The sequence below is a fragment of the Thalassotalea algicola genome (assembly GCF_012932965.1).
In the GTDB taxonomy this organism is placed as follows: domain Bacteria; phylum Pseudomonadota; class Gammaproteobacteria; order Enterobacterales; family Alteromonadaceae; genus Thalassotalea_F; species Thalassotalea_F algicola.
In genome coordinates this window covers 291,242-303,782 of sequence record NZ_JABBXH010000003.1, presented here as the reverse complement: position 1 = coordinate 303,782, position 12,541 = coordinate 291,242, and the positions used below count along the sequence as shown (strand labels likewise).

Below are 12,541 nucleotides of genomic sequence, written 5' to 3'. Positions count from 1 at the left end.
TGTCTTAATATAAAAATTGTTGCAATTCGGCTAATAGTTTCTTTGCCATTCTCAACAAAGGTTAAGTACACTAGCGTGCTAAAAATGATAATAAACGACAATAATCACTCAATGCGTTACTACTTTGAACAGTTTGAATTTGATGCCAACAGCTTAACTCTTAAGCACAATCAACAAACAATTGCGATTCGACATAATGAAGCTCTTTTGCTAAAGCTCTTATTGGAAAATAACCAATCGGTCGTTAGTAAAGACACAATATTATCTGAAGTATGGCAAGGCAAAGTAGTTTCTGAGCAAGCAGTTTTCCAGAACATCAGCCATTTGCGTAGCTTATTTGGTGGTAACGCTATTAAAACCTTTGCCAAGCGTGGCTATCAATGGCAACTGACATTTCAATGCCAAAATGCTGAATCCCCTATTCAGCCAGTAAATGTGCCCTCCACAGCACAACAAACTCGTGCACAAAATAAAACACATTGGAGATTAATAGCATTTATCGCGGTATTGTTGATTGGTTTTGTTAGCTATTTTTCTAGCGTTTTCTCAGTGAATAAGGAGAGTAAACCACAAGTTGCGATTGTCCCGTTTACTTTCACCAATATGGCTGAACAAGAAGTACCCATTCACCAATTAACCTTCAAAGTGAATGAACTCAAAAACATCTCTGCACAGCAGTATGAAGCAACACAAATACTGAGTTACCAATCACTTAAACAATCACACCCGCTCATTTTATCAGGCTCATTTTGGCGTTCTGAAAAGCAGGTTCACCTAGATTTTTTGCTAAAAGGCTTAAGCGGCGACTGGCAAGGGCAAATGTCTGGCACCACCATTGAACAATTGACAAAAAATCTCGCGGCTCACTTACAGCAACCATTTATTTTAGAAATGGTTACTAAACCATTGTCACCAGAGGTAAAGCAAGCGAGGCTATCTATCGCACATCAAGAATCACCAAAAGATTTGTTGGTTCTAAACCGTCTGGTTGACACTTACATTACGATGGAGCAATACGATACGGCGATGACGCTAGCGGACAAACTAGAACAGCTAGCCATAGAAGAAAACAACCCACAACAGCTGGGTAATGCGTTACTTTTTCAAAGCAGCATTCTAACCAACAAAGAAATATTCGAGTTAAGTAATCACAAACTTATGAATGCGCAAAAAGCATTTGAAGCTATCAAAGATGATAGGCGACTGGCTGATACATACAATGCCCGTTCTTGGTTAGATCACCAAAATAGCGATTATAACGCTATCAAAAAACATCTTTTACTCTCAGCTAAACACGCGTTAGCGGTAAATGACATAGAACGTGAATTGCATGCATTAACCTACCTTTCTGTACTCGCACATAAACACAAGCGTCATGACGACAAGTACTTATATTTGCAACAAGCTGAAAGTAAAATGGATGGCTACAAGCTGCCGCAGTATCACTACGCCAAAATTCCCTTTCACCATGCAATATACAGCAATAGTCCAGCTCAAAGAGAACCTCACTTAAAGCAAGTGCTCACTTACACCGAACACACACCCAACCATTGGGTGGCGCAATCTAGTCGTCGACAATTACTCGATTATTACATTTCCTCTGGGCGACTTAATTTGGCGAGTGAACTAGTTAACCCGCTCGATACAACAACGCCTGAAAACACCCTATTAAAAGCCCGGTTAGCTAAAGAATTGAAACAGCAGGAACAATATCAAACTTATGGAAAACAAGCTTTTGAACAAGCACAACTTGCAGGAAAAAGATCATTATCGCTCGATATTGCTTTACTGATGTGCGATGAGCCGGACAAGCAAATTAATTACGACTTCTATTTCCGCTACATTGAAGAACACGCAACCGAGTATTGGTCACGCCGCAATCAACAAAAGCTTCATGCCATCAACATACAATAGTTTGTCCATTGACAACATGAAGCTAAAAAAGTAGTAATCAGTGCTTGCTAGTTGAGTGCAATCCAGTTGAGTTTCCAGAAGCTGTCTAACGACTTTAATTTAAGTATGTGCTTACCTTTAGGTAAGTATACTTTTGATGCTGTTTGGGTTTGCCAGTCATGGTAGCCACCCGTCACGTCAATTGCAGCTGTAGCTAATTTCTTATCATTTAATAACACATCAAACCCATTAACCTCATTTGGTGTTGCTACACGATAACTCAACTCATAATGGCCCGCTTTCGGTACATTAATTTGATAAGTCATTTCCGCATCCTTAGCAATTCCATCACGCCCCGTTAAATTGAAATCGCCTTCACCATCTGAGCTCATAGTAATCGCGGCACCGGTGATGGTTTCCCCCCACTCAGCTTCCACTTGCCCAGGAATGCTTGTCCAGCCAACTGGCGTTTTAACCTGTTCACTGTACTCCCCTTGCATATGGTTTTTAACAGCAACTACAACGTATTCGTAAGAGTTATCTACAAGAGGCTCTACAAATTCACTTCCTTTAATATTCATACCTCTTAGTTTGAACATGGTTCCCGCGATTTGATTACGATACACACGATACCCTGTCACTTCTTCATCGCTGCTTTTATCCCAAGTCAGCTTCACTAAACCATCTTCTACGTTAAGAACTAGGTTTTCGACTTTTGCCGGCAATTCAGCTACTAAGTCACGTCGTTTTTGTTCAAGGTTTTGTGCATGTAGCAATGCATTCTTAAATACCTTAGTTTTCTTACTTAAACTAGGCGCTTTACCATCGAGCGCAATACGAAAGCCATCAACACCACCAGCAAAATCGACAGGAATTCGACCACGATTAGTTAACGGCCAGTGGTTCCAGTGCCAACTTCCTCCCCTTGTCGCTCGACGTTCACAATTTTCACTCTCGCGTGCCGAACCATCAACCGGTGCTCCTTGATAATTATCTACATAACAGTCTTGCAAGAACTCTAAAACGTTACTCAACATGTCATGCAATCCGAATGGGTTAGGTTTATACATACCAACGATGCTTGCGTACGCAGAGCCGTCAGAACAGTTATTAATTCCTGTGCTCCAGTTTACGTAGCTGGTATTTCGATCACGCTGTAATATACTTTCACCGTACAAATCTGCAGTATTGGCATATTCACAGACATTCACTTTCGACTCATCACCAAATGAATATGTAGTTTTGGTGCCTGCACGAGCAGCGTATTCCCACTCGGCTTCTGTAGGCAAACGGTATGGTCTACCGGTTTCTTTTGCCAGCCAATCGACATAAGCTTTAGCTGCTTGCCAATTAATACAAACGACAGGCTGAAACTCGCTAGTATTCAGCGCATTGGTTTGCCAGTTACCTTTGCTTGATGGCCTAAACCAACCATCCAATTCGTGTCTACACTCTGTTGGAGCCTGATAATTTGTTGCATGAATAAATTGACCAAACTCCTTCACAGTAACTTCGTATTTACCTAGACTAAATTCCGGTAACGATACAGTGTGAATCGGTTGAGTACTTTCACTTTCCGTTGAGCCCATGTCGAAACTACCAGCTGGAATCGTCACCATGATCGGTTCAATAGGCTTAATTTGTTGACCAGCATGTGCTCCGAAGCATGCCGAAGTAAGAAATAAAGAGATGAATAACTTGTTAGGTTTCATTATTAACTTCCTGAGTTTATGTTGTTTTAAATACTCAGATAGTTTTTCAAGTTGGCTTAATTAAAGTCCTAAAAAACTTATATTTAATACCAAAAATAGAAAAATTATAGATTTTTTGAAACAAAAAATACGAAAATAAACGAACTAAGTAATTGCTTTTATTGAACTTAACGATGTTGACACATAGGCAATATGTATAACCAGCAACACTTTCCTTTAGTTAGCCACTTATTACCTTCTACTGATGAGTAGAGCAACGAGAAGTTATGTTAGAACTCTATAAATATGTAGTTACTTTAACAGTGAATCTTTTCTTAACTTCGACTATGTTCATAAGAGACTGTAAAGATATTCGGCGGGTTAAAATTCTAATTTGATGGTATTTAATAAATATATCACAACACTTTTATTTGTATTTTCTCACTCTTTAAGTGTATGTGCAGAAGAGTCACTGAGCATAAAAGTGATGGGAGCACAATCCATTGAAGATGCCAGCTATGAATATTTTCGAGATTTATTAACACTCGCGTTAGATAAAAGCAAAGCCTTATATCCATATAAAGCTATTGAAATTATTGATGCCCAGAACACTACTCAAGGTCGCTCTATTAAACTGCTTACCAACAATTTAGTGAATATTCATTGGGCTGGCACCAATAATGAACGCGAACAGGAACTTATTCCTATCAAAATTCCATTATTTAAAGGCTTATTAGGTTATCGAGTCTCAATAGTTCATCGAGATAACCTAAACGATTTTAGCAATATCACTGAAGTAGAATTAAAGCAAAAACTCGCCTGCCAAGGCGAACATTGGCCAGATTCCGATATTTTAGAGGATAACGGTTATCAGGTTATTCGCGTATCTCGTTTTGATCTTATGTTTAAAATGCTTGCCCAGAAGCGTTGTGACTATTTCCCAAGAGCAATATTTGAAGGTTATGCTGAATTAAAAGCAGCTAAAGAGCGTTACCCTGAACTAGTAATGTATGACGAGCTGGTTCTACATTACCCTTTCCCTATTTATTTTTTCACAAACACGCAAAACAAAATACTGGCAGAACAAATTGAATATGGGTTAATACAAGCTTTAGAAGATGGCAGCATAACAATGCTAAGAAAAAGTCACGCTGCAACATTAAACCTCTTTCCACTTGCTCAATGGCGCAATAAACGTTATTTCCATCTAACTAATCGCACATTGCCAGCGTCCACTGACACGAATAATGAGCAGCTATGGTTAAAACTCTACCCTTAAAACTATTGTTTAAGTCTTTGTCTGACAATTTCAAATAAACAAATGCCTGTAGCTACTGACACATTTAAACTGGAAACACTGCCAGCCATAGGTAATTTAACTAATTGGTCACAATGCTCTCTAGTTAAACGTCGCATGCCTTTACCTTCTGCCCCCATAACTAATGCCATCGGCCCGTCAAGCTTAACGTCATAAAGACAAGAATCGGTTTCTCCAGCCGTACCAATTATCCAAACACCCATTTGCTGAAGCTGTTTCATGGTACGTGCAAGATTAGTAACCTGCACTAAAGGTACTGTTTCAGCAGCACCTACCGCGACCTTCCTTACAGTTGCCGTTATGCGAGCTGCTTTATCTTTAGGAACTATAATTGCTTGTACACCAGCTGCATCAGCATTTCGTAAACATGCGCCAAGATTATGCGGGTCAGTAACACCATCAAGGATCAACAAAAAAGGCAACTCATCACGGCTATCGGCTTGTGACAAAATGTCTTCAATATCATTTTCTGTATAAGTTTTACCTGGCGTTACTCGAGCAATAACGCCTTGGTGTTGTTCGCCATCGGCCTTATCGTCGAGCACTTTACGGTGAACAAACTGCACTGGGATTTTGTATTTTCTTGCTAGATTGATAATGGGTAATAAACGCTCATCATCACGACCTTTTAGTAGCCACATCTCAATAAAACGCTCTGGCGAACGTTTTATTAATGCGTTTATTGCGTGAATACCTAAAACAATTTCATCTTTTGCCATAGTGCTCTTTTATACCTTTGACCTTATTTAACTTTTTTCTGCTTTCGAGCATTTTTGCCCGGCCTCGATTTGCGGGCTTTACGTTTAGTAACTTTAGCTTTTTCGTGTTTTGTCTTTTTACCCGATGATTTTTTATCCGTCGATTTATCTGGTGTATAACTTACACCACCGCGTTTTCCACTTTTGGCTTTAGCTTTGGATTTGTCTCGCATCGGAGGTTTGGCATTTTTGTCCTTTCCTCGAAGCGGCTTTGCTCGTTTTAAGACTGCATCTTCGCCAGCCAGCACTAAATCTATTTTCTTTTCATCTAGGTTTACCGATGCAACTTGTACTTTTAGTACATCACCTACATGGTATTTCGCACCTGTTTTTTCTCCAGTTAAGCACATGCGAACATCATCAAAATGATAATAATCTCGGCCAAGCGAAGTAATATGAATGAGACCTTCAATATGCAAATCAGATAAGCGCACAAACATACCAAAATTGGTAACCGTAGAAATTACTCCTGTAAATTCATCGCCAACGTGATCCTGCATGTATTCGCATTTTAGCCAATCTGACACATCACGGGTGGCATCATCTGCTCGACGCTCTGTCATCGAGCAATGCTCACCCAAAGCAACCACTTGCTCTTCAGAATAACTAAAGCACCCAATATTCACTGGGTTATTTTCTTGCGCTTCTAGAATCGCTTTAATCACTCGATGAATAACTAAATCCGGATAGCGCCTAATCGGTGAAGTGAAATGACTATAGGATTCCAAGGCTAAACCAAAGTGACCAATATTATCGCTTTGATATACCGCTTGTCTCATCGAACGCAGCAGCATGGTTTGAATAAGCTCTTGATCGGGTCTATCTGCTACTTTTGCTAAAATATCACAATAATCTTGTGGCTCAGGCTGTTCAGTAAAGGGCATCGACAGACCAAGTTCAGCTAAGTAGCTGACAAAGTTTTTATACTTTTCTTCGCTCGGTTTGTCATGAACTCGAAAGAGCCCTGGCATACTGTGCTTTTCTACAAATTTGGCCGTGGCAACATTTGCTAGGATCATGCACTCTTCGATCATTTTATGCGCGTCGTTTCGTACAAGTGGCAAAATTGCCTCTATTTTTTTGTCTTCATTGAAGATAAAACGAGATTCTTCAGTTTCAAATGCAATCGCACCACGTTTTAATCTAGCGTCGTTTAATGTCGTATACAGCGCGTGTAACTCTTCCAGCTCTGAAACCCTATCAGAGTATTGCTCTCGAAGCTTTTTATCACCATCTAAAATGGCAGCAACTTTTGTATAAGTAAACCGAGCATGGGAGCGCATTACTGCAGGGTAAAACTTACTACCTGACAGTTTTCCGCGATCGCTAATGGTCATTTCACAAACCATACATAAACGATCAACATCTGGATTTAACGAACACAAGCCATTAGAAAGCTTTTCCGGCAGCATAGGAATTACTTGGCTTGGGAAATAAACAGAATTACCTCGAGTGAACGCTTCGTCGTCTAATGCATAACCTGGCTGCACATAATAACTTACATCAGCAATAGCGACCCAAAGTCGCCAGCCGCCAGATTTCTTGCGTTCGCAATAAACAGCATCATCAAAGTCTCGAGCATCTTCGCCATCAATAGTAACTAAAGGTAGATCTCGTAAATCTTTACGACCAAGCTTGGCACTTTCTTCAACTTCTTCCGAAAGCTTTTCAATTTCTCTATCTACTTTTTCAGGCCATGTGTGCGGCAAATCATGCTCTCTTAAAGCAATATCTATTTCCATGCCTGGCGCCATATGATCGCCTAACACTTCAGTAACTTTACCGACAGCGTTTGAGCGTTTACTAGGACGCTGAATTACTTCCACCACAACAACCTGTCCGTGACGAGCGCCTAACTTACCATCAGGCACAATGATAATATCTTGATTAATCCGAGCATCGTCTGGTACGACAAAAGCTAAATGATTTTCAACAAAGAAACGGCCAACTATGCCACTCTTACGAGGTTCGATGACATCGAGTATTTTAATTTCTTTACGGCCTTGACGATCGGTACGGTCTAACAATATTGCTTCGACTATATCGCCATGTATTGCCCTTTGCATTTCATGAGAAGAAATAAAAAAGTCTTTGCCACCGCCATCTGGCGCAAAAAAACCATAGCCGTCTCGGTGACCAATAACCCGACCGGTAAGCTTGTTAGTTTGGTCTGCAATCACGTACTGTTTGAATTTATTGAAGGTTAGCTGTCCTGCATTTTCCATCGCTCTTAGGCGTCTTTTAACACCAACTTTGCGTTCTTCATCCTTGTTATAGCCAAGTTTTTTAATTATCGCGCTAAAAGTAAGTGGGACAGGTGATAACTTGATAAGCTCAAGCAGGTGCTCACGGCTAGCAACTGGCTTTTCGTATTTTTGTGCTTCACGCTGTTGGAAAGGGTCTTTAGGGCTCACATGATTTGCTCTAGATTTTTTTTGTATTATAAACCTAAATACTTAATCTAGTGAGCAAATTAGCAAGAAATTTAGTATTTCACTCGTTTAGCCTTTGCAACGATATGTTCCGGCATTTTTTCTGCTAGTTCTGAAAGAGACGTACTGATTCGTTTATGAATTTTCTTATCATCGGTTACAGCATGATGCAGCTGCGAATATAAAGCAGGGAAATCAAGTGGACTACCGTGCCCTCGATTATAGATGTCTGCTAATCTCAATTGTGCATTTAAGTTATTAGAACTCGCGGCCGCTTTTAAAAACACTATCGCTTTTTCTAGATCAGGCTGCATAAACTTGCCAATATGATAATAACGGCCCATTTGCTCTAATGCTTCTGGTAATCCTTGATCAGCGGCACTTTGCATGTAATACAACCCCAGTTCAACGTTCTTTTTTATACACACTCCATAAGCCAACATATCGCCCCATAAAAATTGATATGAAGGCATTTGCGCTCTAATAGCTCGAGCTTCTATGTCTTGAACTAGCTGACATTCATCTAAAACTACTTGGCTTAAATGCTTATTTTCTTTTATTAAGTCTAACAATTGATTGTCAGTATAAATTTGCACCGCCTGCAAGTTTTGACCATTAGCAGGCAAACTCATGATGCTGAATAGAATAATAGAAAATAAAAATCGCATTTCTTTAACCACTTAAATTGAGTAATCTCTTTATCGGCAAATCAAGCAAAACATTTATTGAATAAGCCATTAATTCGTAAAATTGTCGAATTGTTGACGACAAGCTATTAAATTTTTACAGCAATTTCAGTACCAAGATAGCAGTTAATTAAGTGCAATTTTTTACTTGCCACGAAGCCAATAATTCTTAACAATGAAATTATCGCTAGTTTAATTGAGTAGGGTTAGATGTCGCAATTAGAACAGTTAATTGAGAATTCTAGAGTCAATGAAGCTATAGCTCAAAAGCTGTTTGAGATTGAAACGGAAATTCTAAGTAGCAAGTCCAGTAAAGAGTTGCTGCAAACTTTGCTCACCTTAATTAAAGATAAATTCAATTTACACAGCATTCACTTACTGCTCGTCGAACCGACACCCATAAGCTATATATTAAGTAATGTAGCTCAAACCGACTGGCATAAAGCTAATACCCGTCAAATTAGTGAGCAACGCCTCAACCTATTTCACCCTGACGGTAAACCACTACTAACGAATGATTTAAGCCAGTTTGACTGCATATTACCAACTAATATATTTGCAGGGGCAAAATCTGCCGCATTTATTCCAGTGAAGCTTGAAGGAAAATTGTTTGGTAGCTTGTTACTTATCGATGAATCACTTGACCGCTTTTCACCAGAACTTGGCACTTTTCACTTAGAGCAACTCGCAATTAAGGTAAGCTTGTGTTTATCGAATGTGTTAGTGCGAGAGCAACTCGAATACATGGCAAATTATGATCGCCTAACGGGCGTTGCCAATCGACGACTAATGGAAGTTAGTATTACGGAAGAGCTTAGCCGCCAGAAACGCTATGACGTTCCCTTCTCTTTGTTATTCATTGATTGCAACAAATTCAAGCAAATCAATGACACCTATGGTCATGATTGTGGTGACAAAGTACTTGCTTATGTTGCCAACCAATTAAAAGAGCTAATTCGTGAAACAGATCGTTGTTTCCGCTACGCAGGCGATGAATTTGTCGTCACCCTTGCCAGCCAGTCATATGCTGACGCATTAAGAGCAGCTAAACGCTTAACTGAATTTTTTGATAATAATCCAATGCCATATCAAAACATGTTACTACCAATAACCATTAGTTGTGGTGCGGCCCAAAGCGATGGTTTGCAATCAATGGATGAGCTCATTAAAAGAGCTGACGAGCAACTTTACTTGCATAAGAATAAGAAACTGAGCTACGACACAATTTAAGCTCTGTGTAAGATTGCAAACTCTGGTCACAGCGCTATTATTAATACTAAGCCTAAGGATGATAAGCTAATTTGAGCTTTCTGGCTGAATTGAAATAGGAATTTAGAAGTAGTTATGATTGTTGAAATAGCAGTAAACGAGATTGAACTTGGTCATTACGTTGTTGATATTGTTGAACAAGACGGTACCTACCAACTTCGAAAGCCAGGTCACGTAAAAAGCGAGAAATCAATAAGTAACCTTGCGTCTCGTGGCGTTAAAACCCTACTAATTGATACCAGTAAAACGTTAACTGTTACTCAGTCAGAAGACGATGAAAAGCCTTCCTTTTCACAGGCCCCTAGCGATAAGAAACCACAAGAGCCGCTAGCGTTCGAGCTATCCCAAGCTAAAGCGATATTTTCCCATTCAAAAAAAGTTCAACACCAGGTATTGCAAGACATAGTTGCAGATAAAGAGATTGATTTAGGCCCAATAAAAGATATTACCGATGAGACAGTAGAAACGGTATTTAAAAACCCAGACGCCTTAGCTTGTATACTTAACATTCGAATGAAAGACGAATATCTACTTGAGCATTCAGTATCAGTTTCAGTGCTAGTCGCCATATTTTCCCGCCATTTAAACTTAGACAAAAGGCTTGCAAAAGAAATCAGTGTTGGCGCTTTTTTACATGATGTCGGGAAAATTAAGATTCCAGATAACATACTTAATAAACCTTCAAGGCTTACCGATGATGAGTTTGAAATAATGAAAACTCATGTTAATCACTCCATTGATATTATTAATCAAACGCCTGGTTTGTCTGATGTCAGTTTAGAAGTTGCCGCACTGCACCATGAAAAGCTTAACGGCTCTGGATACCCTTACCAGTTGGCCGCAGATGATATATCTCTCTACGGGCGTATGATCACTATTTGCGATATATTCGACGCCCTAACCGCAGATCGTGTATATAAAAAAGGGTACTGCCACGTCAAAGCATTTAATATTTTAAGAAAATTAGCTTCGACTAACGAACTAGATGCTGAATTAGTAGATAAATTCATTCAATGTATGGGGGTCTACCCTATTGGTTCTCTGGTTGAACTTAATACCAATAAACTAGCAATTGTCGAAGCTCGTACTGACGATCCGATAAGGCCCAAAGTGCGCTCATTCTATAATACTGACTTTAGACGTTATACTATGACACAAGATATCGACTTATCTAAAGCCGATGACTTTATTGTTAAAAGTGTAAGAGCTGATGAGTTTAATTTGGAAATGAATAAGATTGTGGAATTCTTAATGTTACAAGGTTAAGAACCAAATTATACACTTTTAAAATGCCCATTTAAATTTAGCACTCCTATAAAAATATATATAATTTTCAGCTTGTTAAAAACCAATCGTAATTCGACTTATATTGCCCAAATTATAACCTATACTTAGTCTTTCTATTGCTCGTTTTTCTTTAATTAAACGCTGATTTTTTCAGGAACGAAAGTCATGAAACATTTAAAGGCGATTTTTGTAGTCATTATAATTGTTCTAACAACTTCAAGTAATGCTGGGGTGATATTTGGCACCGATGGAAACCTCGGTGGTGGCTCTAGGTGGAATGCCGACCATTATATCCACAATGGTCTAGAACGTTCGCTTGACGGTGGCTTAAGATATTCAATGCAAGGCGGCTCATTTGAAGCTTATCGCGATGCCTTTGTTTGGGACACTATACCTTCTATCAGTGACTTTACTACGGCGATAAAACAATCGTTTAATGCCTGGACAGTTCCCGACCCATTCACAGGGTTAACTACTTCTCTAAGTTTCATTAATGACTCTGACAATACCACTGCCGTTGGGAATGGTTTTGCTACCGTAAATGTTTTAGGGGCTGAGATTGACCTGCTAGCATCTAATGCTGGTGGCTCAGGGATGAGAGGAACTGCATATTTTAACGCAAGTTCAAATAATGTCACTTTGACGTCGGGTACGACCAACTATGCTAATAGCTACTCTATTATAGGTGCAGATATCAATATGAATAATAATGTTGGTACAGTCTGGAGCCTAGATTGGTTTACCCGAATTTTAACGCACGAAATTGGTCATGCTATTGGCATGGGCGATCTGGAAGATGCTCAAACCTTTGGGTTTATCGACGATAACTTCGATCCAAATGATCCTGTTGGCACACTAAACAACTCATGGGCGCTGCAGATCAACCCCCTTAACCCGGCTGACTCAATAGGTTTAAGTCAATATTTTAATTTGACTCCAAACCATTTAACTAATGCAGGAGTTGATCTATTAATGGAGTCTCGAGGCGTAGGCGTTGGGCCAAACAATCCGCTAGAAAACCTAATGCCATTGACCAATGATGAATATGCAACCAGACAGTTTTTGTACCCGACGTTTCTAGAAGTAGACATTCCTGAACCTTCGACACTGATAATATTTGGTTTAGGTATTTTGGCATTAAGGCTAAATAGAAAGTCTACTTAATTTGGAGAATACTTATTTTTGAACAACAGCTTAGCTAGCAATT

Annotated in this window: 9 protein-coding genes; 5 read left to right on the top strand and 4 right to left on the bottom strand. The window is 39.4% G+C overall.

The genetic code is table 11. From position 1 onward, the window contains the following. Positions 1-84 precede the first annotated feature (84 nt). Entirely contained in the window at positions 85-1,914 is a 1,830-nt protein-coding gene (locus HII17_RS10075; protein ID WP_235938708.1) for a winged helix-turn-helix domain-containing protein, read from the top strand. A gap of 47 nt (positions 1,915-1,961) precedes the next feature. Here the strand turns inward: HII17_RS10075 and HII17_RS10070 are convergent, their stop codons facing one another. Continuing rightward, entirely contained in the window at positions 1,962-3,605 is a 1,644-nt protein-coding gene (locus HII17_RS10070; protein ID WP_169075242.1) for an SUMF1/EgtB/PvdO family nonheme iron enzyme, read from the bottom strand. 376 nt (positions 3,606-3,981) lie between these two features. Between HII17_RS10070 and HII17_RS10065 the strand changes: the two genes are divergently transcribed. Further along, complete coding sequence (locus HII17_RS10065; protein WP_169075241.1) at positions 3,982-4,863, top strand: type 2 periplasmic-binding domain-containing protein; 882 nt, start codon at positions 3,982-3,984, stop codon at positions 4,861-4,863. A gap of 2 nt (positions 4,864-4,865) precedes the next feature. Here the strand turns inward: HII17_RS10065 and rlmB are convergent, their stop codons facing one another. From rlmB to HII17_RS10050, 3 genes are all read right to left on the bottom strand, one after another. Next, on the bottom strand, positions 4,866-5,621 hold the full coding sequence (gene rlmB, locus HII17_RS10060; protein WP_169075240.1) for a 23S rRNA (guanosine(2251)-2'-O)-methyltransferase RlmB: 756 nt from the start codon (positions 5,619-5,621) through the stop codon (positions 4,866-4,868). A 23-nt stretch (positions 5,622-5,644) separates the two neighbouring features. Beyond that, a complete protein-coding gene (gene rnr, locus HII17_RS10055; protein ID WP_169075239.1) occupies positions 5,645-8,074 on the bottom strand; it encodes a ribonuclease R in 2,430 nt (809 codons plus the stop codon). A gap of 71 nt (positions 8,075-8,145) precedes the next feature. Next, positions 8,146-8,760 (bottom strand): tetratricopeptide repeat protein, encoded by a 615-nt coding sequence (locus HII17_RS10050; RefSeq protein WP_169075238.1) that lies wholly within the window; start codon positions 8,758-8,760, stop codon positions 8,146-8,148. 228 nt (positions 8,761-8,988) lie between these two features. Between HII17_RS10050 and HII17_RS10045 the strand changes: the two genes are divergently transcribed. The 3 genes from HII17_RS10045 to HII17_RS10035 all read left to right on the top strand — a co-directional run bounded on the left by HII17_RS10045 (position 8,989) and on the right by HII17_RS10035 (position 12,498). Further along, positions 8,989-10,008 (top strand): sensor domain-containing diguanylate cyclase, encoded by a 1,020-nt coding sequence (locus HII17_RS10045; RefSeq protein ID WP_169075237.1) that lies wholly within the window; start codon positions 8,989-8,991, stop codon positions 10,006-10,008. A 114-nt stretch (positions 10,009-10,122) separates the two neighbouring features. Then, positions 10,123-11,313 (top strand): HD-GYP domain-containing protein, encoded by a 1,191-nt coding sequence (locus HII17_RS10040; protein ID WP_169075236.1) that lies wholly within the window; start codon positions 10,123-10,125, stop codon positions 11,311-11,313. 186 nt (positions 11,314-11,499) lie between these two features. Further along, positions 11,500-12,498, top strand: a complete 999-nt coding sequence (locus tag HII17_RS10035; RefSeq protein WP_169075235.1) for a PEP-CTERM sorting domain-containing protein — start codon at positions 11,500-11,502, stop codon at positions 12,496-12,498. Positions 12,499-12,541 lie beyond the last annotated feature (43 nt).

Excerpts from the sequence above, each read along its gene's own strand:
- HII17_RS10075 (WP_235938708.1), top strand. The coding sequence starts at position 85 with ATGATAATAAACGACAATAATCACTCAATGCGTTACTACTTTGAACAG.
- HII17_RS10070 (WP_169075242.1), bottom strand. The coding sequence starts at position 3,605 with ATGAAACCTAACAAGTTATTCATCTCTTTATTTCTTACTTCGGCATGC.
- HII17_RS10065 (WP_169075241.1), top strand. The coding sequence starts at position 3,982 with ATGGTATTTAATAAATATATCACAACACTTTTATTTGTATTTTCTCAC.
- rlmB (WP_169075240.1), bottom strand. The coding sequence starts at position 5,621 with ATGGCAAAAGATGAAATTGTTTTAGGTATTCACGCAATAAACGCATTA.
- HII17_RS10050 (WP_169075238.1), bottom strand. The coding sequence starts at position 8,760 with ATGCGATTTTTATTTTCTATTATTCTATTCAGCATCATGAGTTTGCCT.
- HII17_RS10045 (WP_169075237.1), top strand. The coding sequence starts at position 8,989 with ATGTCGCAATTAGAACAGTTAATTGAGAATTCTAGAGTCAATGAAGCT.
- HII17_RS10040 (WP_169075236.1), top strand. The coding sequence starts at position 10,123 with ATGATTGTTGAAATAGCAGTAAACGAGATTGAACTTGGTCATTACGTT.
- HII17_RS10035 (WP_169075235.1), top strand. The coding sequence starts at position 11,500 with ATGAAACATTTAAAGGCGATTTTTGTAGTCATTATAATTGTTCTAACA.